The following is a 25,982-nucleotide window of genomic DNA, read 5'->3' as shown; positions in this document are numbered from 1 at the left end:
AGGGAGCCGCAAGGCTCCCCGTCTCTTCACCCGTGCAGCGTCGGTCTCAGTTCAGCGCCATGCTGAGCTTGCGGCGGTAGCTGTTGACCAGTTGCGTGGCTTCGTCCTGCTCGGCGCCAGCCTTGCCCAGCAGCTCGATGCCGCCGCTGCTCTTGCCGGGGATGGCGTCCTGCTTCTTGGGCTTCGGGGGCGTGAGCAGCTCCAGGATGCCCACGTAGAGCTTGCGCGCGGCCTGGCCGTTCCAATCCTTGTCGCGCATGATGATTTCCAGCAGTTCGTCCATGCTGGCTGCCCATTGGCCTTCGGCGGCCAGGGCCCGGGCCTTGCCGAAGCGGGTGTCGAAGTCGCGCTTGTTCTGCGCAATGACGGCATCGAACTGCGCAAACTCCCAGTTGCCACGCTCGTCGTTGTGCACGAACAGCATGCATTGCAGCCACTGGTTGAGCGCCTCGAAGCGCGTGGCCTGGGGAATGCGCTTGAGCGGCTCGGCCAGCAGGGCGCCGGCCTCTTCGTAGCCGCCCGTGGCGATCAGCAGGCGCACGTAGTCAAAGCGCGCATCGTCGTTGGCCGGGTCGGCGGCCAGCGCGTCGGCCAGCTTTTGCAGGGCGGCCTGGGTGTCGCCGGCTTCCAGCAACTGGTGGGCCTCGTCGGCTTCGGCCTCGGCGGCCAGCTCGCCTTCGGAGGGCAGGTGCTTGTCAAGGAACTCGCGCAGCTTGCCTTCGGGCTGGGCGCCCATGAAGCCGTCCACGGGGCGGCCGCCCATCATCAGAATGCAGGTCGGGATGGAGCGGATGCCGAACATGCCGGCCAGTTGCTGCTCCTGGTCGGAGTCGATCTTGACCAGCTTGAAGCGGCCTTCGTAGGCCACTTCGAGCTTTTCCAGGATGGGGCCCAGCGTCTTGCACGGGCCGCACCAGGGCGCCCAGAAGTCGACGAGCACCGGCACCTGCATGGAGGCGGCGACGACTTCGGCTTCGAAATTCTCAATGGTGACATCAATCATGTGATCAGACCCTGTGGCAAGGCGCGCGGCCAGGGCGCGCGGACTGTGGCGGTTCGGAGTTCGGCGGCCGAATGCCTCCGATGCGGACCGTGTGATTCTCCAGCAATTCCAAGGCCCAGGGCGTGAACGCCATGGGCGGCAGCCACCCCAGATGGGAGCAGGCTGCGCGCATTTCAAGCCGCCCGGCCGAGGGCGCGGCGCGGCAGCGCTGGGCTATATTGGCGCGCTGTGCCGCCATTGCGGCCTGCCATCAACGCAATGAGGGAGGGCTCGCCTTGATCAAGGTTTCGCAGCTGGTGTTCGAGTACCCCGGCCACCGCGCGCTCGATGGCGTCAGCGTCCATATCGCCGCAGGCACCGTCACGGCCCTGGTGGGGCCCAACGGCGCCGGCAAATCCACGCTGATGCGCTGCATCGCCGGGCTGGACCAGCCGCTGTCGGGCCAGGTCGAGGTGCATGGCATTGCCGTGCAGGAGCAGCCCCGCGAAGTGCACCGGCACCTGGGCTATCTGTCGGATTTCTTCGGCCTCTATGACCGCCTGAGCGTGCGGCGCTGCCTGCAGTACGCGGCCCTGTCCATGGGCGTGCCCCCGTCCGAGGCGCCCCAGCGCGTGGCGCACGTGGCCGGGCAGCTGGGCCTGGCCGATCTGCTGGAGCGCCTGCCCACCGAGCTGTCTCGCGGCCAGCGCCAGCGCGTGGCCATCGGCCAGGCCATCGTCCACCAGCCGCGCGTGCTGCTGCTGGACGAGCCGGCCAGCGGCCTGGACCCCGAGGCCCGCGCCAGCCTGTCCCAGCTGATGCGGGCGCTGCAGGCACAGGGCATGACCCTGATCGTCTCCAGCCACATCCTCAGCGAACTCGACGAGTACTGCACCCACATCCTGAGCCTGCGCGGCGGCCGCGTGGAAAGCTACGAGGCCCTGCACGGCGGCATCAAGGCACCTGCCGCCGGCGGCGATGTGCCGCTGGCGCTGTACGCGCTGGAGCTGGCACCGCCCCCGGGTGCCTCGGCCGGGTCGCTGGCACGGCAACTGCATCTAGTCCTTCCCGACACCCCTGTGCCGCCGCCCGATGACCAGGGCCTGGTGCATCTGCAGCTGTGGCTGCCCGCCCTGCCGCGCGAACGCGCCGACCTGCTGGCACGCCTGGTTGGCGCCGGCCTGCCCGTGGCCAGCCTGGCGCCTGTGCGCGAGCGCCTGCAGGACCGCTACGCACGCGGCCTGCAGGCCGCAGCCCCCCTCACCCCTGCGGAGCAGCCATGACGCACAACCCCGAATTCCAGCGCCAGCTCTGGCTCAACTGGCGGCCCGCCCAACTGGGCTGGAGCCTGCTGCTCACCGCCTTGCTGCTGGCCACGCCAATGGTCCTGGTCCAGCCCGAAGACCGCCTGCATGCCCTGCTGGTCGCCGCCCTGATCGGCATGTGGATCGCCGCGGCCGGCCTGGGCAGCGTACTGGCCGGGCGCGGCCTCAACGAAGAGGCGCACCAGCACACCTGGGACTGGCAGCGCCTGTCGGCCCTCACGCCCTGGCAGATGGCCTGGGGCAAGCTGCTGGGCGCCCCGCTGGCGGCCTGGCTGTACATGCTGTGGTGCGCGCTGGCCGTGCTGGTCACCTCGGCGGGCCAGCCGGGCGGGCTGGCCTGGGGCGTGCACGCCGTGCTGCAGGCCGTGCTGTGGGGCCTGGCCCTGCAGGCCTGGAGCATGCACTCCGTGCTCATGGGCTGGGGACCGAAGGAGCAGCCCGCGCGCCGCATCCGCTTCGTGCTGGTGCCGCTGCTGTTCGTGATGGTGCTGCCCGGACCCATCCTGGGCCGGTTGACCGAGCAGCTGGGCCGCGAAGAAGGCCGCCCTGTGCTGTGGTGGTCCGTGCCGCTGCACGGGCGCGGCGCCATCTACCTGTTCGGCGCCATCGCGCTGGGGCTGGGCCTGCTGGCCCTGTGGCGGCTGCTGTGCACGCGGCTGGATGTGCGCACCCTGCCCTGGGCCTGGCCGCTGGGCCTGTGCGTGGCGGGCCTGGCCTTCGGAGGCATGCACCTCGATGCAATGCAGTTGCAGGGCCCCGACCCGGCCTCCTTCTTCGCTTGGACCACCGGGCTGGCGCTGGCGGGCACGGCCTATGTCTGCCTGCACGGCATGGACGAGGGCCTGCGCAGCTGGCGCCAGGTGCAGTGGTGCGTGCTGCAGGGGCGCTGGCGTGGCGCGCTCGAAGCGCTGCCGCTGTGGCCCGTGAGCTGGCTGCTGGCCGTGCTGGCCTGCGCGCTGTGGCTGCTGTGGCCCGCGGGCGGCCAGCCCCTCGTGCCGGGCGCGGCCCAACTGGCGGCGCTGGCCACGGCGCAGTTGCTGCGCGATGCCGCGCTGGCCACGGGCTTTTCCCTGCTGGCCGGGCGCATCAAGTCGCCGCTGGCCGCGTTTGCCGTCACCTGGCTGCTGGTCAACATCGTGCTGCCGCTGCTGGCCTTTGGCCTGGCCGGGGCCGATGCCGCCGTGCTGGCCCAGCCGCTGGCAGCCGGCCTGACAAAGCCCGTCACCAGTGGAATGTGGCTGTCGCTGGCCGTGCAGGTGGGGCTGGCCCTGGCCTGGCTGGCCCATGTGTTTCGCCAGCGCGTGCTGGGTTTTGCGCGCGAGCAGCACACGGCTGTGCGGTGATTTGGCGCATGGATTACGCGAATTAGGACTAAAAAAGTAAAATCGCGGGTTCCACTAGGCCGGGCCGCAGGCGCCCTCACGACATGAACTCCATCCAGATCGGTGTGGTCATGGGCTCCAGCAGCGACTGGGAGACCATGCAGCACGCAGTTGCCATTCTTCAGCAATTTGGCATCGCCCATGAAGCCCAGGTCGTCTCGGCCCACCGCATGCCCGACGACATGTTCGCCTACGCCGAGGCTGCTGCCGGCCGTGGCCTGAAGGCCATCATCGCGGGTGCGGGGGGCGCTGCCCACCTGCCCGGCATGATTGCCGCCAAGACCGTGGTGCCCGTGCTCGGCGTGCCCGTGGCCAGCCGCCACCTGCAGGGAGTGGACTCGCTGCACTCCATCGTGCAGATGCCCAAGGGCGTGCCTGTGGCCACCTTCGCCATCGGTGCGGCCGGCGCGGCCAATGCGGCCCTCTTCGCCGTGGCCCTGCTGGCCAATGAGGACCCGGCCCTGCGTACCAGGCTCGAAGCCTTCCGCGCCGAGCAGACCGCCGCAGCGCGCGCGATGACGCTTCCCCCGGTGGCCGTATGAGCGCAGATGTGATCCTGCCGGGCGCCACGCTGGGCGTGCTGGGTGGCGGCCAGCTGGGCCGCATGTTCGTGCAATCGGCCCAGGCCATGGGCTATTTCACGGCCGTGCTCGACGCCGACCCGACCAGCCCTGCCGGCCTGGTCAGCCACCATCACATCCGTACCGGCTACGAAGACCCGCAGGGCCTGGCCGAACTGGCGCGCCTGTCGGCCGCCGTCACCACAGAATTCGAGAACGTGCCCGCCGCGGCGCTGAACCTGCTGGCCGCCCAGCGGCCGGTCTCGCCGGCCGGCTCGTCCGTAGCCATTGCCCAGGACCGCGCCCAGGAGAAGGCCCACTTCGTGCGCTGCGGCGTGCCCTGCGCGCCCTATGCGGTGATCGAGACGCCGGCCCAGCTGGCGGCCGTGCACGCCAGCCTGCTGCCCGGCATCCTCAAGACCGCCCGCATGGGCTACGACGGCAAGGGCCAGGTGCGCGTGAAGAACGCCGCCGAGCTGGCCACCGCCTGGGAGCAACTGGGCCGCGTGGCCTGCGTGCTGGAAAAAATGCTGCCGCTGGCCCATGAATGCTCGGTCATCGTGGCGCGCGGCCGTGACGGCTCCATGGTCAACCTGCCCGTGCAGCGCAACCTGCATCGCGAAGGCATCCTCTCCGTCACCGAAGTCTACGAAGGCAACCTGCCGCAGGCCCAGGTCGAGCAGGCGCTGGCCGCCGCGCGTTCCGTGGCCGACGGCCTGGACTACGTGGGCGTGCTCTGCGTCGAATTCTTCGTGCTGCAGGACGGCATGCTCGTGGTCAACGAGATCGCGCCGCGCCCGCACAACAGCGGCCACTACAGCCAGAACGCCTGCGATGTCTCGCAGTTCGAGCTGCAGGTGCGCTGCATGACCGGCCTGCCGCTGACGCAGCCGCGCCAGCACAGCCCGTCCATCATGCTGAACCTGCTGGGCGACCTGTGGTTCAAGGACGGCGAACAGGCCAAGGCGCCGGCCTGGGACCAGGTCCTGGCCCTGCCCGGCTGCCACCTGCACCTGTACGGCAAGCACGACGCCAAGCGCGGCCGCAAGATGGGCCACCTGAACGTCACCGGCCCCTCGCCCGAGGCCGTGCGCTCCACCGCCCTGCAGGCCGCTGCCATCCTGGGTATAGAGCCGTTCTGAAGGCCCGCGCGATGATTCTTGATGGAACGCTGGCGGCCTCTGTCCAGGCCGCCGCACAGGCGCTGCAGCGCGGCGAACTGCTGGGCCTGCCCACGGAAACCGTCTACGGCCTCGCGGCCGACGCCGACAACGACGCGGCCGTCGCGCAGATCTTCACCGCCAAGGGCAGGCCGCCCAACCATCCGCTCATCGTGCATGTGGCCGACAGCGGCGCCATCACGCGCTATGCGCGTGAAGTGCCGCTGTTCGCGCAGCAACTGATCGACGCCTTCTGGCCCGGCCCGCTGACCCTCATCCTGCCGCGCATGCCCCAGGCCGCCCGGGCCTCGACCGGCGGCCAGGACAGCGTGGGCCTGCGCTGCCCCTCCCACCCCGTCGCCCATGCCGTGCTGGCCGCCTGCCAGCGACTGCAGCCGCCCGTCTGGGGCGTTTCGGCGCCCAGCGCCAACAAGTTTGGCCGCGTCAGCCCCACCACGGCGGCCCATGTGGCCGGCGAGTTCGGCGACGCGCTGCTGGTGCTGGACGGCGGCGCCTGCGAAGTGGGGATTGAATCGACCATCGTGGACTGCACGCGCGGCGTGCCCGTGCTGCTGCGCCCCGGCGCCATCACGCGCGACGACATCGAGCGCGCCTGCGGCCAGCGCCCCCTGTCCAAGGAAGAGCTGCAGGAGAACACGCCACGCGCCTCCGGCACCCTGCTGGCCCACTACGCGCCCAACGCCCAGGTGCGCCTCATGGACGCAAAGCAGCTGCAGGCCGGGCTGGACGTGCTGGGCGCCGACGCCAGGAACCTGGCCGTCTACCACCGCACACCGCTGCGCACCGCATCGCGCGCCGTCACGCTGCGCGCCATGCCCGCCGACGCCGCCGCCACCGCGCGCGAGCTGTTCGGCGCCCTGCGCGACTTCGATGAAGTCGGCGCCAGGCTGATCTGGATCGAGACCCCGCCCGACACGCCGGACTGGGAAGGCGTGCGCGACCGGCTGCTGCGCGCGGCGGCTGCGGGATAGAAGAGGCCCCCCCGGGACTGCAGTGCCGCATCGGGCATCAACCCGCGCGCCTGTCCAACGGCGTGCGGCGCAGGAACAGGCGCCGTTCCAGGCCTTTGAATGGCAGGAGTTGGTAGAATCGCGCTACACAATCCCTTCGCGGTGTCATTCAGTTGGCTCAGGCTTAGGGCGAAAAGGCCACCGCAAGGTGGTCTTTTCATTGGTGGCTTGGACATTGACCAGAACAACCATCTACATCGACGGCTACAACCTCTACTACTCGCGGCTCAAGGGCACGCCGTACAAGTGGCTGGACATTGCTGCGCTGTTTCGTGATCGCATCCTGCTGCCGCAAGACCCTGGCGCAGAGGTTGTCGCCATCAAGTACTTCACGGCCCCCGTCAAAGCCTCGTACGCCCGGCATGGCGAGGCATCGGTCCAGGCACAGACCCAGTACCTTCGCGCCCTTCAGGCACGAGACCCTGGCCTGATCCAGATCGTCAACGGCTTCCACGTCTTCGAACCCACATCCCTGCCGAGCTATAAAGCGGGCGCCAACCCGAGCAAGAACAACGTGTCGCGCGTCTGGATGATCGAAGAAAAGCAGACCGACGTGAACCTTGCGCTGCACGCCTACCGTGATGCTGTACGTGGCGAATGCAACCAGTTGGTGATCTGCTCCAACGACAGTGACGTGGAACCCGCACTGCGCATGCTGCGCGAGGACGTGCCCGCCGCCAGGCTGGGGCTGGTCATGCCATTGCGCGACAGGACCGCAGCAGACGGCAAAGTGCCCAACAAGCGCTTGACGGCGTTGGCGCACTGGGTTCGCCATCACATCAGGGACGACGAGCTGGCGCAGTCGCAGTTGCCGCTGAACGTGCAGACGCGGAAAAAACCAGCCAGCAAGCCTGTGCACTGGTGAAACCCCACAAAGCGGCCCTGGGCGGAACGCTGCCGCCTAGGACCTCTTCACCGAAGGCTCGTACGCCAGCTCCATCCGGTAGGCCAGCGCCAGGAACAGCGACTGCGCCAGGGTCAGCGTGCTGGTCAGGGAGCGAAAGCCGAAGGTGGCTGCGTCCTGGGCCAGCAGGGTGACGGTGGCGCGGGATGCCAGGGGGCTGAGCTGGCTGTCGGTCAGCGCCAGCAGGCGCGCGCCGCGCGCCAGGGCCGCGTCCACCATTTCCAGAGTTTCGGGCGCATAGGGCTCGAAGGAGACGGCCAGCATCACGTCGCCGGGCGCCAGCGCGCGCAGCTCGCCCTTTTGCATGGCGCCCAGGCCGTGCAGCCAGTGCACGGGCTTTTCGGTGTGCTGCAGCGCATAGGCCAGGTAGGCGCCCACGGGGAAGGCACGGCGCGAGGCGGCCAGCCACAGCGAGGGGGCATCCAGCATGAGGTCCACCGCCGCCTCGAACTGCTCGGGCGGCAGGCCGCGCTGCAGGGCCTGCAGGCTTTCGATGCTGCCTTCGATGACCTCGTGCGCCAGGCGCGCACTGCTGCGTGGCTCGTTGCCCGAGGCGATCAGGCCCCGGATGCGGTCCTGGTAGTCATGCTGGGCCGAGAGCTGGCGCGCCGCATCGGCGCGGAACAGCGCCTGCAGTTCCGAGTACCCCGAGAACCCGAAATGCTTGGCAAAGCGCACCACGGCCGAAGGCTGCACGCCACATTGCTCGGCCGTGGCCTGGATGCCGTCGAAGGCCAGGCGATCGCCCTGCATTTCCACATGGCGGCCGATGGCCTTGAGCTGGCGGCTCAGGGCCTCGAAGCCTTCGCGCAGCACGGTGAGGAAGGCGGCGCGGTCGGCGTAGGGGCCGGCCAGCGAGGGGGCGCCTGCATCTCCAAGGGTTTTTCTATTTTTCATATATATGGAAAACTTTTTCTATTTCGATCTATGATCGCATGCACGCAACGATTATGGACAGGCCCGCACGCGGGTGTCCGCAACGCACAGGCCTATGACGATGAGCATGCTGAACTTTCCCTCCGACCGGCCGCTGGACGTGGCCTGCCTGGGCCGACTGGCCGTGGACCTTTACGCGCAGCAGATCGGCTGCAGCCTGGAGGAGGCCAGCAGCTTTGCCAAGTACCTGGGCGGCTCCTCCGGCAACATGGCTTTCGGCACGGCGCGCCTGGGGCTGCGCTCGGCCATGATTTCGCGCGTGGGCGATGAACAAAATGGCCGCTTCCTGGTCGAGACGCTGCGCCGCGAGGGCTGCGACACCAGCCAGGTGCAGGTCGATGCCCAGCGCCTGACCGGCATGGTGCTGCTGGGCATCAAGGACCAGGAGACCTTCCCCCTGCTCTTCGCCCGCGAGAACTGCGCCGACATGGCCCTGGACGCCGAGGCCATCAGCGAGGCGTTCCTGGCCCGCTGCCGCTGCCTGGCCATCACGGGCACCCACCTGAGCGCACCCGGCGTGCTGGCCGCCAGCCGCAAGGCACTGGAGATGGCAGGCCGCCACGGCCTGGTGCGCGTGCTGGACATCGACTACCGGCCCGTGCTGTGGGGCCTGGCCGGACGGGGCGACGGCGAGACGCGCTATGTGGCCAGCGCCGAGGTCAGCCGCAGGCTGCAGGCCGAGCTGGGCCAGTTCGAACTCATCATCGGCACCGAAGAGGAATGGCTGATCGCCGGCGGCGTGGAGGGCGACCTGATCGCCAGCCTGCGCCGCGTGCGCGAATGCAGCCGCGCCGTTTTCGTGGTCAAGCGCGGGCCGCTGGGCTGCTCGCTGATCGAGGGCGAGGTGCCCGATGCGATCGCCGATGCGCCCACGGTGCTGGGCGAGCGCGTGGAAGTGCTCAATGTGCTGGGCGCGGGCGATGCCTTTGCCTCGGGCCTGCTGTCCGGGCTGCTGCGCGGCAAGAGCCTGGAGGAATCTGCGGCGATTGCCAACGCCTGTGGCGCCATCGTGGTCTCGCGCCATGGCTGCGCGCCGGCCATGCCCACGCAGGCCGAGCTGGCGCACTGGTTCTCGGGCCACCGCCATCCGCGTCCCGACCAGGACCCCGAGCTGTCCCACCTGCACCGCGTCAGCCGGGCGCGGCCGCAGTGGCCCGCGCTGTGCGTGCTGGCCTATGACCACCGCAGCCAGTTCGACGATCTGGCGCGCGAGGCCGGCGCAGCGCCCGCGCGGCTGCGCCCGCTCAAGCGGCTGATCAACGAGGTGGTCGCCCAGGTCGAGCGCGACCCGGGCAATGCGGGCCGCATGGGCGTGCTGATCGACGGCCGCCATCACCTGGGCGAGGCCGCGCTGCACGACGCCACGGGACGCGGCTGGTGGATAGGCCGGCCCATCGAGCTGCCGGGCTCGCGCCCGCTGCGCTTTGACGGCACGGACTCGCTGGCTTCCGAGCTGCTGCACTGGCCGCAAAGCCATACCGTCAAATGCCTGGTCTTCTACCACCCCGACGACACGCCCGCACTGCGCGCCGAGCAGGATGCCTGGCTGCAGCAGGTCTGGACCGCCACGCGCGCCAGCGGCCATGAGCTGCTGCTGGAAGTGATCCCGCCAAAGGACACGCTGGCGCCCGACGACCGGGGCGAGGCCGTGCTGCGCGCCATACGCCATTTCTACGACCTGGGCCTCAAGCCCGAATGGTGGAAGGTCGGCACCATGGCGCGCGAGAACTGGGAGGCGCTGGACACCCTGGTGAACGAACGCGACCCCTGGTGCCGGGGCGCCGTGATCCTGGGGCTGTCCCAGCCCGTGGAGCAACTGGTGCAGGGCTTTGCCCAGGCGCGGGCGCCCGTGGTCAAGGGTTTCATGATCGGCCGCAGCGTCTGGGCCGGACCCGCGCTGCAGTGGCTGCGCAACGAGCTGGACGACGCCGCGCTGCGCGATGCCGTCGCCGCCAACTTCCGCGCGCTGATCGCGGGCTGGGATGCCAGCCGCGTGGAAACGCCCCAGGACATCACCGAAGGAGCCGCGGCATGAGCCTTCTCGTCAAGGCCGCGCCCGGCCGCGTCGTCACCGACATCACGCCGGCCAGTGCGGGCTGGAAGCATATCCACTTCAAGGCCCTGAGGCTGCAGGCGGGCGAGCAGGAGGAGCTGTCCACCGGCCCGCTCGAATACTGCATCACCGTGCTCACCGGCCAGGTGGATGTGCAGGTCGGCAGCCAGGCGTTCAGCGCCCTGGGCAGCCGCGCCAGCGTGTTCGAGGAGAGTGCGCCCACGGCCGTCTACGTGCCGCCCGGCCAAAGCCTGCGCATCACGGCGCGCGGCCCGGCCGACGTTGCCTTGAGCGCCGCACCCGCCACGGGCCGCCATGCCACGCGCGTGATCGCGCCCGAAAGCATGCGCCGCAGCGTGCGCGGCCAGGGCAGCAACACGCGCCATGTCTGCGACATCCTGCCCGAGACCGAGGCGGCCGAGTCCCTGCTGGTGGTCGAGGTCATCACGCCCGCGGGCAACTCGTCCAGCTATCCGCCGCACAAGCACGACAGCGCCGACCCCGCCGCGCCGGACGCCGAGACCGTGCTGGAGGAGACCTACTTCCACCTGCTCAACCCCAGCCAGGGCTTTGCCTTCCAGCGCGTCTACACCGATGACCGCAGCATCGACGAAGCCATGGCGGTGGAGCACCGCGACACCGTGATGGTGCCGCGCGGCTACCACCCCTGCGTGGCCCCGCACGGCTACGACCTCTACTACCTCAACACCATGGCCGGGCCCGAGCGGCGCTGGGCCTTCCGCAACGACCCCGCGCACGAATGGATGCTGCGGCCGCGCTGACGCACGGCGCAACAGACACCCATAAAAACCACCGGAGACAAAAATGCTGTTCAACCCAATGGCCCTGCACCGCCAGGCCTGGCTTTCCTGCGCCCTGCTGACGCTGGGCATGGGCACCGCCCAGGCGCAATCCGCCCCAGCCCCGTCCTCCCAGAGTGCGCCAGCCTGGCCCACCCAGCCCGTCAAATGGGTGGTGCCCTACGCACCGGGCGGCACCACCGACGTGATCGCGCGCCAGCTGGCCGTGCAGATGAGCAAGGACCTGGGCCAGCCCGTGGTGGTGGACAACCGTCCCGGCGCGGCCAGCATCATCGGCGCCACGCTGATCGCACGCGCCCCGGCCGATGGCTACACGCTGGGCACGGCCGACTCGGGCACGCTGGCCTTCAACCCCGCCATGTATGCGCGCCTGAGCTATGACGCGGGCAAGGACTTCAGCTACATCGGCGGCCTGGGCCGCATGCCGCTGGTGCTGGCCGTGCATCCGTCCTTCCCGGCAAAGAACGTGCAGGAATTCCTGGCGATGGCGCGCAAGGAGCCGGGCGGCATCTCCTCGGCCTCGTCGGGCCCGGGCTCGCCGCTGCACGTGGCGCTGGAGCTGTTCAAGCAGCGCACGGGCACCCAGATCCTGCACGTGGCCTACAAGGGCTCGGCCCCGGCGCTGCAGGACCTCATGGCCGGCCAGATCCAGTCCATGTTCGTGGACCTGCCGCCCAGCATCTCGGCCATCCGCGCGGGCAAGCTGCGCGTGCTGGCCGTGGCCACGCCCCAGCGCCTGCCCATCCTGCCCGACGTGCCCACCATGGCCGAGGCCGGCGTGCCCGGTTTCGAAGCCTATGCCTGGCAGGGCTTCGTCGGCCCCGCCCACCTGAGCCCTGCGCTCACCGAGCGCCTGAACAAAAGCCTGGCCACCGCCCTGCGCCACCCCGAAACGCGCGCCAAGCTCGAAGAGATCGGCATACAGCCCATGGAGATGACGCCGCAGCAGTTCGCAGGCTTCGTGCGCTCGGAACAGGCGCTGTGGAGCGGCGTGATCAAGGCCGCCAACATCAAAATGGATTGAGAAGAAGCACGTCCTGAGCGGCCGCGCGTACCGGGGGAGCGAGGCGGCCGGCACCGCGCAACCGGCCAGGAGCCTGGACGGCAGAGGCCGCCCAGGCTCCTGTTCGTTGGTGAACCGTCAGGGGCTGGAAATCAGACCTTCGGCGGCCGATGCAACAGGCACAGCTTGTTGCCATCCAGATCCCGCACATAGGCCAGGTACAGCCGGCCACCGGGCGAAGCCTCGCGCCAGCCGGGCGGATCCTCGCAGGTCACGCCCCCGGCTGCCACGGCAGCGGCATGGGCCGCGTCGGCCTGCTCGGGCGACTGCGTCGCAAAGCCGATGGTCGCGCCATTGCCGTGGCAGGCAGCCTCGCCGTTGATCGGTGTGGAAATGGCAAACGTGCCGCCCGCGCTGCGGTAGAAATAGCGGTTCTTGTTGGCCATGCCCGGCGCAATGCCGAGCGCGCCCAGGAATGCGTCGTAGAACTGCTTGGATTTTTCGAGGTCGTTGACCCCGACCATGACGTGGCTGAACATGCCTGTGTCTCCTTGGTTGATGCGAGCCGGGATGTTAGCTGCGGCACGCCGTCCTGCTGTCACCCATGCGCGCCAGCGACCATACTGTCGCCCCCGCCACAGCCGGCGGACATTGCACCGATACCGCGATACCGAAACCATGCGCCTTCTTCACACTTCCGACTGGCACCTGGGCCAGCACTTCATGGGCAAGAGCCGCCAGGCCGAGCACGCTGCGCTCATCGACTGGCTGCTGGAGCAGGTCGATGCCCAGGCGGTCGATGCCGTGCTCATCGCGGGCGATATCTTCGACACCGGCGCGCCGCCCAGCTATGCGCGCGAGCTGTACAGCCAGCTGGTGGTGCGCCTGCATGCGGCGGGCGTGGCCCTGTTGCTGCTGGGCGGCAACCACGACTCCGTGGCCACGCTGGCAGAGAACCGCGAGCTGCTGGCCTGCCTGGACACCACCGTGGTTGCCGCCGTGGGCGAGACGGCCAGCCACGTGGTCGAGCTGCCGCTGCGGCGCCGGCCGGGGCAGCCGGCCGCGCCCGGCTGCATCGTCTGCGCCCTGCCCTTCATGCGCCCGCGCGACCTGGTGCTGAGCCAGCCCGGCCAAAGCGCCGAGCAAAAGCAGCAGGCGCTGCAGGCCGCCATCGAGTCGTGCTACCGCAGCGTGCACGACGCCGCCATGGCACGCCGTGACGCGCTGGCCGCCGCATCCGGCCAGCGCCTGCCCATCATCGCCACGGGCCATCTCACCACCGTGGGCGCCAGCAGCAGCGAGTCCGTGCGCGAAATCTACGTGGGATCGCTGGATGCCTTCCCCACCTCGGCCTTTCCGCCCGCCGACTACGTGGCCCTGGGCCACATCCACCAGCCGCAGAAAGTGGGCGGCCTGGAGCACATCCGCTACAGCGGCTCGCCCATTGCGCTGAGCTTTGACGAGGCCCGCCAGTCCAAGCAGATGCTGCTGGTGGACCTGGGCCCCGAAGGGCTGCAGGCTGTCACGCCGCTACCCGTGCCCTGCTTTCAGCCCATGGCCTCGGTGGCAGGCAGCCTGACCGCCTTGCCGGATCTGATGCGCGCCACCGCCCAGGCCGGCAGCCCTGCACGGCCCGTGTGGTTGGAGGTGGTGGTGGAGCAGGACGACTACCTGCCCCAGCTCACTGACCGCGTGCAGGCCCTGGCCGATGAGCTACCGGTGGAACTGCTGCGCGTGCGGCGCCAGCGCGGCCGGGCGGTGGCCGGCATGGCCGCCGCCGCCGGCGAGTCGCTGCACGAGATCAGCCCCGCCGACGTCTTCGAGCGCCGCCTGGCGCTGGAAACACTGGAGCCCGGCCTGGCCCAGGCCCTCACCCGGCGCTACCAGGAAGTGGTGGCCGGGCTTGATGCGCCCCAGCCAGGCGCCGGCGAACACGGCGAGGAGGCCCGCGCATGAAGATCCTTACGCTGCGGCTCAAGAACCTCAACTCGCTCAAGGGCGAATGGCGCATCGACTTCACGCAGGCACCGTTCGCGGGCAACGGCCTGTTCGCCATCACCGGGGCCACGGGCGCGGGCAAGTCCACCCTGCTCGATGCCATCTGCCTGGCGCTGTACCACCAGACACCCAGGCTGAACAACATCTCGGCATCGGCCAACGACCTCATGACGCGCCACACGGCCGACTGCCTGGCCGAGGTCGAATTCGAGGTCAAGGGGCAGGTCTACCGCGCCTTCTGGAGCCAGCGCCGCGCACGCGACAGGCTCGATGGCGCGCTGCAGGCGCCCAAGGTGGAACTGGCCCGTGGCGACGGCAGCATCCTCAGCAGCCAGACGCGCGACAAGCTGGAGCAGACCGCCGCCATCACCGGCCTGGACTTCGAGCGCTTCACCAAGTCCATGCTGCTGGCCCAGGGCGGCTTTGCCGCTTTTCTGCAAGCCAATGCCAATGAGCGCGCCGGCCTGCTGGAAGAGCTGACAGGCACCGAGATCTACGGCCTCATCTCGCAGAAAGTCTTCGAACGCGCCCGCGACGCCCGCCAGCGCCTGGACCAGCTCAAGGCCCAGGCCGATGGCGTGGAGTTGCTGACGCCCGAGGCGCGCGATGCCCTGCAGGCCCAGGCCGACAGCCTGGTGACGGAGCAGGCCACGCTGCAGGCCGACTACCTGCGCACCCAGGCCCAGCACCAATGGCAGCAGCAACTGGCCCAGGCCACCCAGACACTGCAGGCCGCCCGCACCGGCTGCGCAGACGCCGCCCAGGCACTGGAGCAGGCCGGGCCCGAACTGGAAAGACTGGCCCATGACGAGCCTGCGCAGGCGCTGCAGCCGCTGCACCAGGCCTGGCAACGCAGCACCGCCGCCTGCGATGACAGCCGCCAGCAACTGCAGCAACTGCGCGAGCACGAACAGCAAACCCAGGCCCGGCTGCTGCTGCAGCACCGCCATGCCCAGGCCCTGTCCGCCCGCCTGGCCCAGGCTGCGCAAGACACCCTGGCCCGCCAGCAGGCCGAGCACCAAACGCTGGAACAGTTCTGCACCCACCATGCCGCCCATGCCCTGCTGGGCGAGCGCCTGGGCAGCTGGCGCCAGCAGTTCAAGCTGCGCGCCAGCCAGCAACAGCAAGCGGCCAACCAGCAGCAGGCCCTGCGCAAGCTGGATGCCGAACAGGCCCGCATGGCGCAAAGCGCCGAAGCCGGCGCGGCCCAGGTCCAGGCCGCCACCGACGCCCAGGCCCGCACCAGCGCCACACTCCAGCACGCACAGGACGAACAGGCGCAGCGCCTTCAAGGCAGCGGCGGCATGACCGAGCTGCGCGCGCGCGAGCAGGCGGAGCAGGACCGCCTGCACCTGTGGCGCCAGGCAGAAACCCAGGCCGCGCAGCGCCGCGAACTTGCGCGCCAGCAAGCTGCGCTGGAGCAGGAATTGCGCGATGGAGAGGCACAGGCGCGGGCGCAGGACACATCGCTGCAAGCCCTGCGGCAGCAGTACAAGAGCGTCAAGGAACAGGTCGCGGACAAGCAGACCCTGCTCCTGCAGGAGCAGCGCATCCAAAGCCTGTCCGAGCACCGCCACGCCCTGCAGCCCGGCCAGCCCTGCCCGCTGTGCGGCGCGCACGAGCACCCGGCCGTGGCCGCCTATGAAGCGCTGGACGCCTCGGCCACCGAAGCCGCGCTGCGCCGCAAGCAGGATGAACTCGACGCCCTGCAAACCCAGGGCGAAACCGCCCGCGCCACGCTGGCCGCCACCACGGCCGCGCAGGCTGCGCGCCAGCGCCAGGCCGACGAACTGGAACAGGACATCGCACGCTGGCACGGCACATGGAACGACACATGGCAGGGCCTCACGCAACCCCTGCAACTCGCGCCAGACAGTTGGCAACAGGCCGACACCCTCGCCGCATCGGCCCAGGCCTGCGCCCGCCAGCTGGACACGCTCAAGCACGCCGTGCAGGCCGCCGAGCAAGGCGAGCAGGCCGTGCAACAGGCCAAGGACGCTGCCCAGCACAGCCGCCAGTCACTGCAGACCGCGCAAGGCCAGCTTGCGCTGCAGCAGCAGGCCCTGGCCGACCACAGCGCACGCCGCGACGAACTGCAGCAATCCATCGCCGGCCTGCAGGCCGAAGCCCAGGCGCTGAACGCGCAGTTGCAGGCTTCACTCGGCGAGGCCGGCCACACCCTGCCCGACGACGCCCAGCCCTGGCTTGAAGCGCGCGAAGCCGAATGGCAGCACTGGCAACAGGCCCGGCACGACCTGCAGCAACTGGCCCAATCCATGGCCTTGCAGCGCAAGGAATGCGAGGCTGCCGAGGCCGATGCGCAGCGCTGGAAAAAACAGTCGGAAACAAAGTGGGAGGCACAGTGGGAGGAGCAGAGAACGGCGAAGCCCCATCCCGCCGATACGGCTGTGGCAGAGCCGCCTTCACCCCCCTTGCCGCCCGTGGAACAGCTGCCGCAGGCCCTGGCCGAATGCGCCAGCGACATCGCCGCTCTCACGCGGCAGCAGGATGCCCTGCAAGGCCAGCAGCAACAGGCCCAGGCCACGCTGGCCCGCCAGCGCGAGGAAGCGGCCCAGGCCGAATCCGCATGGCAGGCCGCCCTGGGCACCAGCCCCTTTGCTGACGAGCCCACCTACCTGCAGGCCCTGCTGCCCGCACCCGAACGCCAGCGCCTGGCCACGCTGCGCCAGCAACTGCAGGCGGCACAACAGCGCGCGGCCACCCTGCTGGAAGCCGCGCAGCGCGAGCACGCGCAACTGCAGGCCCAGGCCCTGACCGACCTGACACCCGAAGCCATCCAGGCGCTGCTGCAAACACTGCAGGAGCGCCATACGGCACTCAGCGAACAACTGGGCGGCGCCCGCGCCCAGCTGGCCGATGACCAGCGCCGCCGCCAGGGCCAGCAGGCCCTGTTCGAGCACATCGCCGCACAGGCCAGCGACAGCGACCTGTGGCAGCACCTGGACGGCCTCATCGGCTCGGCCAAGGGCGACAAATACCGGCGCTTCGCCCAGGGCCTCACCCTGGACCACCTGCTGCACCTGGCCAACCTCCACCTGGCACGCCTGCACGGCCGCTACCTGCTGCGCCGCAAGCCCGAAGGCGAGCTGGAACTGGACATCGTCGACAGCTGGCAGGGCGACACCCCGCGCGACACGCGCACGCTATCGGGCGGCGAGGCCTTCCTCGTCAGCCTGGCCCTGGCACTGGCGCTGTCCGACCTGGTCAGCCACAAGACCTCCATCGACTCCCTATTCCTCGACGAAGGCTTCGGCACGCTCGATGCCGACACGCTGGAGATCGCCCTCGACGCACTCGACCGGCTCAACGACAGCGGCAAGATGATCGGCATCATCAGCCACGTGGAGGCGCTCAAGGAGCGCATCGCCGTGCAGGTGCGTGTGGAGAAAGGCGGTGGCGTGGGGCATTCGAGGCTGGTGGTTTCTTCGTGATCCGAAGCGTTTCAAAATCTCTTAGGCTGTTGTTTTTAAAAGCATTTCGGTATAAAAGAGAAATTCTCGGAAAAATACCGAAATGCAAGACCTCCAGCCATCAGCGGCCCGCCAGTACATAGACGCCGTATCCACCTTCGAAGCCCTGGAAGAAGCCCGGGATGAAGGGGCTCAAGTACGCGGTGGCATGTATTGGCATGCGGGTCCGGCGTCGTCTCCTCAATCCAGCTACCTGATCCGCACCACGCCTGCGGGCGCCGAAACCAGCCTCGGTCTTCGCACGCCGGAAACCGAAGCCATCTATGAACGCTTCATGCAGCGCAAGCAGGAAAGCGCCGAGCGTTTGGCCGGGCTCAAGGCCGCATTGGCCCAGCACCAGCGACTGAATCGCGCGCTGCGCGTAGGCAGGGTGGACCCGCTGGTGGTGGAGCTGCTCAACCGTCTGTCGATCACCGGGCTGAGTCCGCACTTTCGCGTGGTAGGAACGCATGCGCTTTACGCCTACGAGGCGGCAGCCGGCTTGCGGCTACAGGCAGATGCCCTGGCCACGCGCGACATGGACCTGTTGTGGGATACCCGCAAGCGGCTGCAATTTGCCACGCAACTCGCCCGCGTAGACAGCTCCATGCTCGGCGTACTGAAGAAGGTGGACAGCACGTTCCGCCTGCGCAAAAGCCAGCTCTACACGGCCGTCAACAAAGACGGTTTTGAAGTGGACATCATCCGTCGCGAACGTGTGGCAGACGATCCCCACCCCATCAAACTCAGCGACGCCGAGGAAGACTTCTGGGTGGCCCAGGCCAGGCGTGCCAACGTGCTGCTGGATGCGCCACCGTTTTCAGCCGTCATCGTCGCCAGCAATGGAGCCATGGCGCGCATGCATACCGTCCACCCGGCAACCTTCGTCGCGTTCAAGCGATGGATGGCCGGCCTGCGCGAGCGAGAGGCCATCAAGCGCAGGCGAGATGTACTGCAAGCGGACGTGGTGCAAGCGCTGGTGGACGGGTACTTGCCTCCATGAGTTCTTTCGGATACGTCTGAGACCTGTGCAATCTGTGAGCAGGCAGGTCTGGGCTCAACGCGCATACGGGAAGTCATTGCGCGCCACTGCTCTGCTCGCAGGCTGCAGCTCAATACGGAACTGTCACCAAACTGCCTCCCAACGCCTGCACCATCCTGCGGGCACGGCCTGCGTGGCCGCCGTTCACTCCTTTTCAAGGACCGTTCCATGCAAGTGCGCTTTCCCAATCCCTTCGGCCTGGCCCTGCCCGACGCCCAGGCGGTGCGCGAATACCAGGCCGCGCAAGGCTTCTCCGACGCCTACGCGCAGTTCCTGATCACGCAGAACGGCCTGGACTTCGACCGGCTCGAAGCGGCGCCCGACCGCGAGGACTACCTGCAGGCCGACGACGAGACCGGCGACAACCACGCCTGGCTGCGCACCCTGCACCACTTCCGCGCAGGCTCGGAGCACTACGACGTGGAGGACCACCAGCGCGAGAACCTGTTTGCCGCGCACTTCATGGTCATTGGCCATGACCCCGGCGGCAACCCCTTCGTGGAAGTGCTGCACGGCGCCTTCAAGGGCCGCATCGGCAGCCTGGACCATGAGCTGTTTGCAGGCTGCGAGGACCTGGAGCAGTTCCTCGAAGAAATGGAACTGAGCGGCTTTGCCGCCGCCAGCGTGGACGACCAGACCGACATGCTTTGCGACGAAGACCAGGGCCTGATCTGGTTCCACGCCAGCAGCATGGACAGCTTCGTGCAGCAATGCGTGTTCTGCGACGAGGACGGCTCGGGCTTCGTGGTGGACGAGCCGGGGTTGGAAGAGGATTGAGCCACGGGGCGGGGAGGCCGGTGCTCGTGCGCAAGGGAAACCACTGCGCATTGGCATGACCGGTGGCTTGGCGTTCGCTTGCGGTTGCTCGCAACCGGCCAATCAGGCATGCCAGAATGCCCGGCGCCTTTGCGGCCATCGTCTTTGCATCGGGATCAGGCAGCCCGGCCTCTTCGGATTCAGGACCTCCACATGCGAGCAATAAAGCTGACAACCCTGGCACTGGCAGCCTGCATTCCTCTGTGGAGCCTCGCCACGGAAATCATTTCTCAACCCGATGAACGCGCCTTGCGCGAGGAGTGCAGTGCCCACTCCCAGGCCGGAATGCGAGACTGCCTGGCGCGCAGGCTCGCAGACAGCCACAAGGCCTTGAAGCAGGCCGAGGAACAGGCAGCCAGCGCACTGGGGCAATGGGATGAGGATGCCAAATATGCCGCACAGGCCAAGGCCAGGCTGTCCGCCTCCGGCAAGGAATTCACGCAGTACCGCGATGCCCAATGCAGCTGGCTTGCTTCTCTGGCTGGCGGCGCAGCCGGCAACGCGACGGAGATCAGGCGCCTGTCCTGTGCTGCAGCACTGAATTTCGGGCGGGCCGCGCAGCTGCGCGATGCCACATCCGAGCTGCCGTTGAAATAGCACGGAGCGCCCGCTGCGGGCGCGCCTGAGGTGCGTGTCAGCGGAACTTCACCGGCTGCACCCCCCGGTGCTTGGGCCTGACCACCACGGTGCCCGCAATCTTGTCGTGCCAGCCTTGTTTGCGCGGGTCAAAGGCCACCCAGATCAGCCCCAGGCACAGCGGGATGATGGACACGAAATAGGCCAGGTAGCGAATGATGGCCTGCCGTGTGCTCATGTCCGCGCCGGTCTGCGCGTCCACGATCCTGGCGGCGATGAGCATCTTGCCCGGCGTGGCCTGTTTCTTGATCCAGAAGATGACGACGGCAATGGCAGGCAGCACCCAGGAGATGACGAAATCGGCCGGGCCGTACAGCAGTTTTTCGGACTCCAGGTATTCCCAGCCATAAATGGAGATCAGGGCCGGAAGCATGAGCACGAGCAGGATCACGGTGTCGATCAGCGCGGCGCCGGTGCGGGCCCAGAAGCCTACGTATTCGAGATCGTCATCCTGCATGGTGCGCCCTGGTTGGCATATGAGGCTGCCAGTGTGCCACCTCGGTGCCCCGTCAGAAATGCCGCGCAAGGCCAGGGCCTGCGCGGCAGGGTTGCGGCGGCCTGTCGGTCGAACTATCGATCGAATACCGCCTGCAGGTCCTTCTGCCCCGTCACGCCGGACTGCAGCGCCAGCATCAGCAGGATCCGCGCCTTGGGCGCGCGCAGATCGTCGGCCATGACGGCGCCGGCCTCGAACGAGGTCTTGCCGCCGCCCTCGAAGCCGTAGCTGGGCATGACGCGCCCGTTGTGCACGCGCGTGCTGATGACCACGGGCACGTTCTTGCCGATGGCGTACTTGGCGGCATCGAGCATGGCGACATTCATGTTGCCCATGCCCAAGGCGTCGATGACGATGCCCTTGACGCCACGGTCCACCGCCTGGCGCACGGCCTGGCCGTTGGCGCCGCCGTACATGGGGAAGATCTCCACCTCGGGCATGGTCTGCGCCTGGATGGGCAGGTGCTGGCGGCGCGCGGGGGCGGAGGCGAAGTTCACGCGGTCCGGGTAGACCTCGCCCAGAAAGCCGAATTCACCCGAGCGGAAGGTCTCCACGTTGGCCGTGTGTGTCTTGGTGACGTAGCGCGCGGCGTTGATCTGGTTGTTCATGGCCAGCATGGCGCCCTTGTCGCGCGCCTTGGGGTCCACGGCGATGCGCACGGCGTTGAGCAGGTTGCGCGGCCCGTCGAAGTCGGACACCGAGGCATTGCGCTGCGCGCCTATGAGCACGACGGGCTTGGACGACTGCACGGTCAGGTCCAGCCAGAAGGCGGTTTCCTCCAGCGTGTCCGTGCCGTGCGAGACGATGGCGCCGGCCACCTCAGGGCGGGCCAGCGCGGCCTGTACGGCCTGGGTGAGCTGCACCCAGCGGGCCGGGTCCATGTAGTCGGAGGGCACGTTGGACAGGTTGTTGACCTGGATGCGCGCGTACTTGCCCACGTCGGGCACGGTGGCCAGCAGGTCGTCGCCCGAGATCGCGGGCACGGGCGCGTTCTTGACCGGGTCGATCTTCATGGCGATGGTGCCGCCCGTGGCGATGAACTGGACCACGGGCTTGTCCTGGGCGGCGGCGCTGGTAGCAATCATGGGCAAGGTGCAGGCAGTGAGCAGGGCGAGGGCGGTGCGGCGGAAGGCTTTCACGGGTGTTGTCTCCTTGTTGTGATGTCAAGGAGCATGCTAACCATGGCGTGCGGCCGGCCCGCGCTGCCGGCCCTGCGTGAAACCCTGATGGACAGGCGCAATTAGCGCGCATCAACGCGTCAAGGCGCCAGCGCGGCCTCGATGTCCGTGGACAGCTTGGCCGGCGCATCCTGCGGCGCATAGCGGCGGATGACCTGGCCGTCGCGGCCAACGAGGAATTTGGTGAAGTTCCACTTGATGGCCTTGGTGCCCAGCACGCCCGGCGCCTCGGCCGTGAGCCAGCGGTACAGCGGGTGGGCGTTGGCGCCGTTGACGTCGATCTTGCCCATGAGCGGAAAGCGCACGCCAAAGTTCAGGTCGCAGAAGCTGGCGATTTCCGATTCGCTGCCCTTTTCCTGGGAACCGAACTGGTTGCACGGAAAGCCCAGCACCACCAGGCCGCGCTCGCCGTACTGCTCATGCAACGCCTGCAGGCCGGCGTACTGCGGCGTGAAGCCGCAGGCGCTGGCGGTGTTGACGATGAGCAGCACCTTGCCGCGGTAGTCCGACAGGGGGACGGCCTGGCCCGTGATGGAGGTGGCCTCGAAGTCGTAGGCCGAGCGGGGCGCGGCGGCGGTGTCATTCATGCGGGTGCTCCTGGAGTGGAACGCCCATGGTAGCGCCGGGATACCCAGGGACACCCAGGGGCGCGCTGGCCGGGCATGGGGATGCGGACTTGTCTCACAGACAGCAGGCGGCCAAAAACTTACCTTGGAAGGCAACAGGCGGGCACATCGGCCCGCCTGGTCCCGTTTCGCTGGCAGGTGTTTACAAGCCGCATAGGCGCATGCCTGCCGTAGTTTCCGTCCCACGATGAAGAGACCACGTATGAACCCCAACAGCACCCCCACGAAGCAAGCCAAATCCAACGCCGGCAACGGCCACCTGGCGCTGGACCCCAAGGCCCTGGAGGCCGCCAAGCACAGCCTGGACGATGGCGCCGTGACCCCGCACTTCGGGCCCTGGCGCGAGGACATCATCAAGCTGCTCAATGACTCGCTGGCCACCGAGCTGGTGTGCGTGATGCGCTACAAGCGCCACCACTTCACGGCCGTGGGCCTGGCTTCGCCCGCCATTGCCGACGAGTTCCTGGTCCATGCCAACGAGGAAATGGCCCATGCCGACAAGCTGGCCCAGCGCATCGTGCAGCTGGGCGGCGAGCCCGACTTCAATCCCCAGACGCTGACCCAGCGCAGCCATGCCGACTACAACGGCGAGACGGACCTGAAGGCCATGATCCGCACCAACCTGATCGCCGAGCGCGTGGCCATCGAGGCCTACAGCCAGATGATCGACCTGATCGGCGACAAGGACCCGACCACGCGCCGGCTGATCGAATCCATCCTGGAGCAGGAGCAGGAGCATGCGGACGAGCTGTCCGACTGGCTGGAGAAATAAGCAGTTCCCGCCAGTACCCGCCAGCCCGACAATACCGGGGCTTGGCCCATAGGCAAGGCACCCCGCGCGAGCGGGGTGCCGTTTTTTTGGGCATTCTCTCGGCTTCGCGGAATGGTCCCGCCCTATCGGCCCTGATGTCCTGTCATCAGGGCCGTCTTGCAATATGCGCTTTTCTTTCAATGACTTGAAGCTGCCCGACGCTGTGCTCACAGCCTGGCAAAGGCTGCTGGCCAGCCGCATCGGCCAGCGCGTGGCGGCCCTGCCCTGGTGGCACCGCTGGCCCACGCGGCGCGAATGGCTGCTGTTCGCCGCCGCGCTGCCGCTGCTGTTCGCGCTGTATGTGCTGGCCCTGATCCCGTTCACGCCCGGCATCCGCGACATACGCAAGGCCAAGCTGGAGCAGCCCGCCCAGATCATGAGCGCGGATGGCAAGCAGCTCGCGCAGTTCAAGCGCAGCAACCGGCAGTGGGTGAAGCTCGACGAGATGTCGCCCTCGGTGATCAAGGCGCTGATCGCCACGGAGGACCACCGCTTCTACGAGCACCACGGCATGGACTGGCGGCGCACGCTGGGCTCGGTGGTGCACACGCTGCGTGGCGATCCGCAGGGCGGCTCCACCCTCACCCAGCAGCTCGCACGCAACCTGTACCCGACCGAGATCGGCCGCGCGCCCACGCTCAACCGCAAGCTCAAGGAGGCGATCACGGCCTTCAAGATCGAGGCGCTCTACACCAAGGATGAGATCCTCGAAACCTATCTGAACACCGTGCCCTTCCTCTACAACGCCTTCGGCATAGAGATGGCGGCGCGCACCTATTTCGACAAACCGGCCGCGCGGCTGACGGTGCTGGAAAGCGCCACGCTGGTGGGCATGCTCAAGGGCACGAGCTACTACAACCCCGTGCTCAACCCCGACCGCGCGCTGTACCGCCGCAACACGGTGCTGTCGCAAATGGTCAAGCGCGGCGTGCTGCAGGAGGCCGAGTTCGCCCAGCTCAAGAAGCGCCCCATGCGCATCAACTTCGAGCGCCAGGAAGAGCCCCTGGGCATGGCCCCCCACTTCGCGCAGCAGCTGCGCAAATGGCTGATCGACTGGGCCGACCGCAACGACTACAACATCTACACCGACGGCCTGGTGGTGCACACCACCATCGACTCGCGCCTGCAGAACTGGGCCAACCAGGCCGTGGCGCGCCAGACGCGCACGCTGCAGGGCGTGGCCAACGGCGCCTGGAGCCAGCGCGACGGCTGGAATGCCGCCAACCCGCTGGTGCAACAGCTGGTGCGGGAGACCCCCGCCTGGCGCGCGGCGCGCAAACGCGCGGACGGCCAAGGCAAGGACAAGGCAACGGACAAGGACAGCGAGGAAGACACCCTCAAGGCCCTGCTGGCCGACAAGGCCTTCATGAAGCAGCTGCGCGAGGACAAGACCCGCGTGCAGGCAGGCTTTGTGGCGCTGAACCCGGCCACCTCCGAAGTGCTGGCATGGGTGGGCAGCCGCGACTTCACGCAGGATGCCTACGACCATGTGCAGCAGGCACGGCGACAGCCCGGATCGACCTTCAAGCCCTTTGTCTATGGCGCCGCGCTGCAGCAGGGCGCCACCCCCGACGACAAGCGCGTGGACGGCCCCGTGGAAATCAAGCTGCCCGGCGGCGAAGTCTGGCGCCCCACCGACGCCACGCCACCCACGGGCCGCGAGATGACGCTGCGCGACGCCCTGGCCTATTCCAAGAACACCATCACCGCCGAAGTCATGCAATCCGTGGGCCCCGCCCGCGTGGCACGCCTGGCGCGCGCCCTGGGCGTTCGCCAGAGCCCGCTGGACGAAGTACCCGCCCTGGCCCTGGGCAGCAGCCCCGTGTCACTGCTGGAAATGGTCAACGCCTATGCCAGCCTGGCCCACGGTGGCCGCTGGCTGCCGCCCATGATGGTCACGCGCATCGAGGACGCCGACGGCAAGGTCATTGCCGAATTCAGTCCGCCCAAGCCCGAGCGCGCGCTGGACGAAGACCACGCCTACGCCCTGGTGGACATGCTGCGCGCCGTGGTGGACAAAGGCACTGCCGTGGCCGTGCGCCAGCGCTACGGCATCCACGCAGACGTGGCCGGCAAGACCGGCACCACCCAGGGCAATGCCGACGGCTGGTTCATCCTCATGCACCCGGAAATCGTCACCGGCGCCTGGGCCGGCTTCAACGACCCGCGCATCACCCTGCGCAGCGACCGCTGGGGCCAGGGCTCGCGCAGCGCCCTGCCCATGGTGGGAGACTTCATGTCCCGCGCCCTGCGCAGCCCCGTCATCGACGCCAAGGCCCGCTTCGAGCCGCCCGAACAAAGCCACTGGTGGTCCGACATGGTCGTCCGCCTGCGCGAACGCATGCAGGGCTGGTGGCCCGACCAGCAGCCGCCCGCCCAGCCCGGCCAACCCACCACCCCGGAGCCAGCACCGGCCCCTGAACCCGCACCCGAGCCCACGGACCCACCCGGCCCGGGCCTGTCGCCCGGCGAGGAAATCATAGAAAGCACCCCCGCCCTGCCCGCTCCCAGCATCCCCCTCACCCAGGGCACGCTGGGCCCCACGGACCAGCGCGCAGTGCAGGAAGCCACCCCCACCACACCCGCCCTGCCCGGCGGCGAAGACGCCCCCGCAGGCACCGGCGTGGTGATCACACCGATCCAGCCCTGACCCGGCTGGCTGTTGGCTGTTGGCTGTTGGCTGTTCCCCAGCCTCCCCCCTTCTGCCCACGCCTGCGTTGGGCGGGATGCGGGGTGGCAGCCCTGCCGAAGG

General features: G+C 68.5%; 22 protein-coding genes and 1 pseudogene. 17 read left to right on the top strand and 6 right to left on the bottom strand.

Annotated elements, in window-relative coordinates; translation table 11 throughout:
- Positions 1-46: 46 nt before the first annotated feature.
- Entirely contained in the window at positions 47-1,003 is a 957-nt protein-coding gene (trxA, locus tag ACHWUQ_RS04865; RefSeq protein WP_012202925.1) for a thioredoxin, read from the bottom strand.
- A 341-nt stretch (positions 1,004-1,344) separates the two neighbouring features.
- Between trxA and ACHWUQ_RS04860 the strand changes: the two are divergent.
- The 7 genes and pseudogenes from ACHWUQ_RS04860 to ACHWUQ_RS04830 all read left to right on the top strand — a co-directional run.
- Positions 1,345-1,698, top strand: a pseudogene (locus tag ACHWUQ_RS04860) (ATP-binding cassette domain-containing protein); the annotation flags it as partial.
- Positions 1,699-2,265, top strand: a complete 567-nt coding sequence (locus ACHWUQ_RS04855) for an AAA family ATPase (RefSeq protein WP_394680561.1) — start codon at positions 1,699-1,701, stop codon at positions 2,263-2,265.
- Complete coding sequence (locus ACHWUQ_RS04850; RefSeq protein WP_394680491.1) at positions 2,262-3,650, top strand: hypothetical protein; 1,389 nt, start codon at positions 2,262-2,264, stop codon at positions 3,648-3,650. The genes ACHWUQ_RS04855 and ACHWUQ_RS04850 overlap by 4 nt, the downstream gene beginning before the upstream one ends.
- Before the next feature lie 83 nt (positions 3,651-3,733).
- Positions 3,734-4,231: a 5-(carboxyamino)imidazole ribonucleotide mutase gene (purE, locus tag ACHWUQ_RS04845; protein WP_012202922.1), complete on the top strand. Its 498-nt coding sequence runs from the start codon at positions 3,734-3,736 to the stop codon at positions 4,229-4,231.
- Positions 4,228-5,391 carry a 5-(carboxyamino)imidazole ribonucleotide synthase gene (locus tag ACHWUQ_RS04840; protein ID WP_013804484.1) on the top strand — a complete coding sequence of 388 codons (1,164 nt, stop codon included), beginning with the start codon at positions 4,228-4,230 and terminating at the stop codon, positions 5,389-5,391. Before purE ends, ACHWUQ_RS04840 begins: the two co-directional genes overlap by 4 nt.
- An 11-nt stretch (positions 5,392-5,402) precedes the next feature.
- Positions 5,403-6,401: an L-threonylcarbamoyladenylate synthase gene (locus tag ACHWUQ_RS04835; protein WP_123694376.1), complete on the top strand. Its 999-nt coding sequence runs from the start codon at positions 5,403-5,405 to the stop codon at positions 6,399-6,401.
- Between the two features lie 187 nt (positions 6,402-6,588).
- Positions 6,589-7,305 carry an NYN domain-containing protein gene (locus ACHWUQ_RS04830; protein ID WP_394680490.1) on the top strand — a complete coding sequence of 239 codons (717 nt, stop codon included), beginning with the start codon at positions 6,589-6,591 and terminating at the stop codon, positions 7,303-7,305.
- Between the two features lie 36 nt (positions 7,306-7,341).
- Here the strand turns inward: ACHWUQ_RS04830 and ACHWUQ_RS04825 are convergent, their stop codons facing one another.
- On the bottom strand, positions 7,342-8,241 hold the full coding sequence (locus ACHWUQ_RS04825; protein ID WP_099734841.1) for a MurR/RpiR family transcriptional regulator: 900 nt from the start codon (positions 8,239-8,241) through the stop codon (positions 7,342-7,344).
- 100 nt (positions 8,242-8,341) lie between these two features.
- Here ACHWUQ_RS04825 and iolC point away from each other — a divergent pair, with 100 nt between their 5' ends.
- The 3 genes from iolC to ACHWUQ_RS04810 are packed head-to-tail and all read left to right on the top strand — an operon-like array spanning position 8,342 to position 12,178.
- Positions 8,342-10,315 (top strand): 5-dehydro-2-deoxygluconokinase, encoded by a 1,974-nt coding sequence (gene iolC / locus ACHWUQ_RS04820; RefSeq protein WP_394680489.1) that lies wholly within the window; start codon positions 8,342-8,344, stop codon positions 10,313-10,315.
- Complete coding sequence (gene iolB, locus ACHWUQ_RS04815; RefSeq protein WP_310636422.1) at positions 10,312-11,115, top strand: 5-deoxy-glucuronate isomerase; 804 nt, start codon at positions 10,312-10,314, stop codon at positions 11,113-11,115. Before iolC ends, iolB begins: the two co-directional genes overlap by 4 nt.
- 43 nt (positions 11,116-11,158) lie before the next feature.
- On the top strand, positions 11,159-12,178 hold the full coding sequence (locus ACHWUQ_RS04810) for a Bug family tripartite tricarboxylate transporter substrate binding protein (RefSeq protein WP_394680488.1): 1,020 nt from the start codon (positions 11,159-11,161) through the stop codon (positions 12,176-12,178).
- A gap of 131 nt (positions 12,179-12,309) precedes the next feature.
- On the opposite strand, the gene ACHWUQ_RS04805 is transcribed toward ACHWUQ_RS04810, so the two are convergent.
- Complete coding sequence (locus ACHWUQ_RS04805) at positions 12,310-12,696, bottom strand: VOC family protein (RefSeq protein ID WP_394680487.1); 387 nt, start codon at positions 12,694-12,696, stop codon at positions 12,310-12,312.
- A gap of 139 nt (positions 12,697-12,835) precedes the next feature.
- On the opposite strand from ACHWUQ_RS04805, the gene sbcD reads away from it, so the two are divergent.
- The 5 genes from sbcD to ACHWUQ_RS04780 all read left to right on the top strand — a co-directional run bounded on the left by sbcD (position 12,836) and on the right by ACHWUQ_RS04780 (position 20,080).
- Positions 12,836-14,113 (top strand): exonuclease subunit SbcD, encoded by a 1,278-nt coding sequence (sbcD, locus tag ACHWUQ_RS04800; RefSeq protein ID WP_197944773.1) that lies wholly within the window; start codon positions 12,836-12,838, stop codon positions 14,111-14,113.
- A complete protein-coding gene (locus ACHWUQ_RS04795; RefSeq protein WP_394680486.1) occupies positions 14,110-17,607 on the top strand; it encodes an AAA family ATPase in 3,498 nt (1,165 codons plus the stop codon). The genes sbcD and ACHWUQ_RS04795 overlap by 4 nt, the downstream gene beginning before the upstream one ends.
- Before the next feature lie 82 nt (positions 17,608-17,689).
- The gene (locus ACHWUQ_RS04790; RefSeq protein WP_034366888.1) at positions 17,690-18,628 is read left to right on the top strand and encodes a GSU2403 family nucleotidyltransferase fold protein; all 939 of its coding nucleotides are present in this window, start codon (positions 17,690-17,692) and stop codon (positions 18,626-18,628) included.
- Between the two features lie 207 nt (positions 18,629-18,835).
- Entirely contained in the window at positions 18,836-19,444 is a 609-nt protein-coding gene (locus ACHWUQ_RS04785; protein ID WP_394680485.1) for a hypothetical protein, read from the top strand.
- A gap of 78 nt (positions 19,445-19,522) precedes the next feature.
- Positions 19,523-20,080 (top strand): lysozyme inhibitor LprI family protein, encoded by a 558-nt coding sequence (locus tag ACHWUQ_RS04780; RefSeq protein ID WP_394680484.1) that lies wholly within the window; start codon positions 19,523-19,525, stop codon positions 20,078-20,080.
- Between the two features lie 37 nt (positions 20,081-20,117).
- On the opposite strand, the gene ACHWUQ_RS04775 is transcribed toward ACHWUQ_RS04780, so the two are convergent.
- From ACHWUQ_RS04775 to ACHWUQ_RS04765, 3 genes are all read right to left on the bottom strand, one after another.
- Complete coding sequence (locus ACHWUQ_RS04775) at positions 20,118-20,576, bottom strand: RDD family protein (protein ID WP_394680483.1); 459 nt, start codon at positions 20,574-20,576, stop codon at positions 20,118-20,120.
- Between the two features lie 113 nt (positions 20,577-20,689).
- Positions 20,690-21,754, bottom strand: coding sequence for an asparaginase (locus ACHWUQ_RS04770; protein ID WP_097204123.1), 1,065 nt, complete (start codon positions 21,752-21,754; stop codon positions 20,690-20,692).
- Positions 21,755-21,873: 119 nt separating this feature from the next.
- Complete coding sequence (locus ACHWUQ_RS04765) at positions 21,874-22,380, bottom strand: glutathione peroxidase (protein ID WP_096914692.1); 507 nt, start codon at positions 22,378-22,380, stop codon at positions 21,874-21,876.
- Positions 22,381-22,621: 241 nt separating this feature from the next.
- Here ACHWUQ_RS04765 and ACHWUQ_RS04760 point away from each other — a divergent pair, with 241 nt between their 5' ends.
- Both ACHWUQ_RS04760 and ACHWUQ_RS04755 read left to right on the top strand, forming a co-directional pair.
- Positions 22,622-23,191 (top strand): bacterioferritin, encoded by a 570-nt coding sequence (locus ACHWUQ_RS04760; protein WP_034389809.1) that lies wholly within the window; start codon positions 22,622-22,624, stop codon positions 23,189-23,191.
- A 163-nt stretch (positions 23,192-23,354) separates the two neighbouring features.
- Positions 23,355-25,880 carry a penicillin-binding protein 1A gene (locus ACHWUQ_RS04755; protein WP_394680482.1) on the top strand — a complete coding sequence of 842 codons (2,526 nt, stop codon included), beginning with the start codon at positions 23,355-23,357 and terminating at the stop codon, positions 25,878-25,880.
- Positions 25,881-25,982 lie beyond the last annotated feature (102 nt).

The sequence above is a fragment of the uncultured Comamonas sp. genome, from assembly GCF_964277875.1.
Taxonomy (GTDB): domain Bacteria; phylum Pseudomonadota; class Gammaproteobacteria; order Burkholderiales; family Burkholderiaceae_C; genus Comamonas; species Comamonas sediminis.
This window is presented reverse-complemented; position numbering and strand designations above follow the sequence as displayed.

Excerpts from the sequence above, each read along its gene's own strand:
- ACHWUQ_RS04825 (WP_099734841.1), bottom strand. The coding sequence starts at position 8,241 with ATGAAAAATAGAAAAACCCTTGGAGATGCAGGCGCCCCCTCGCTGGCC.
- ACHWUQ_RS04790 (WP_034366888.1), top strand. The coding sequence starts at position 17,690 with ATGCAAGACCTCCAGCCATCAGCGGCCCGCCAGTACATAGACGCCGTA.
- ACHWUQ_RS04850 (WP_394680491.1), top strand. The coding sequence starts at position 2,262 with ATGACGCACAACCCCGAATTCCAGCGCCAGCTCTGGCTCAACTGGCGG.
- ACHWUQ_RS04755 (WP_394680482.1), top strand. The coding sequence starts at position 23,355 with ATGCGCTTTTCTTTCAATGACTTGAAGCTGCCCGACGCTGTGCTCACA.
- iolB (WP_310636422.1), top strand. The coding sequence starts at position 10,312 with ATGAGCCTTCTCGTCAAGGCCGCGCCCGGCCGCGTCGTCACCGACATC.
- ACHWUQ_RS04765 (WP_096914692.1), bottom strand. The coding sequence starts at position 22,380 with ATGAATGACACCGCCGCCGCGCCCCGCTCGGCCTACGACTTCGAGGCC.
- ACHWUQ_RS04795 (WP_394680486.1), top strand. The coding sequence starts at position 14,110 with ATGAAGATCCTTACGCTGCGGCTCAAGAACCTCAACTCGCTCAAGGGC.
- ACHWUQ_RS04840 (WP_013804484.1), top strand. The coding sequence starts at position 4,228 with ATGAGCGCAGATGTGATCCTGCCGGGCGCCACGCTGGGCGTGCTGGGT.
- ACHWUQ_RS04760 (WP_034389809.1), top strand. The coding sequence starts at position 22,622 with ATGAACCCCAACAGCACCCCCACGAAGCAAGCCAAATCCAACGCCGGC.
- sbcD (WP_197944773.1), top strand. The coding sequence starts at position 12,836 with ATGCGCCTTCTTCACACTTCCGACTGGCACCTGGGCCAGCACTTCATG.
- ACHWUQ_RS04805 (WP_394680487.1), bottom strand. The coding sequence starts at position 12,696 with ATGTTCAGCCACGTCATGGTCGGGGTCAACGACCTCGAAAAATCCAAG.
- trxA (WP_012202925.1), bottom strand. The coding sequence starts at position 1,003 with ATGATTGATGTCACCATTGAGAATTTCGAAGCCGAAGTCGTCGCCGCC.
- ACHWUQ_RS04775 (WP_394680483.1), bottom strand. The coding sequence starts at position 20,576 with ATGCAGGATGACGATCTCGAATACGTAGGCTTCTGGGCCCGCACCGGC.
- ACHWUQ_RS04810 (WP_394680488.1), top strand. The coding sequence starts at position 11,159 with ATGCTGTTCAACCCAATGGCCCTGCACCGCCAGGCCTGGCTTTCCTGC.
- ACHWUQ_RS04785 (WP_394680485.1), top strand. The coding sequence starts at position 18,836 with ATGCAAGTGCGCTTTCCCAATCCCTTCGGCCTGGCCCTGCCCGACGCC.
- iolC (WP_394680489.1), top strand. The coding sequence starts at position 8,342 with ATGAGCATGCTGAACTTTCCCTCCGACCGGCCGCTGGACGTGGCCTGC.
- ACHWUQ_RS04835 (WP_123694376.1), top strand. The coding sequence starts at position 5,403 with ATGATTCTTGATGGAACGCTGGCGGCCTCTGTCCAGGCCGCCGCACAG.
- purE (WP_012202922.1), top strand. The coding sequence starts at position 3,734 with ATGAACTCCATCCAGATCGGTGTGGTCATGGGCTCCAGCAGCGACTGG.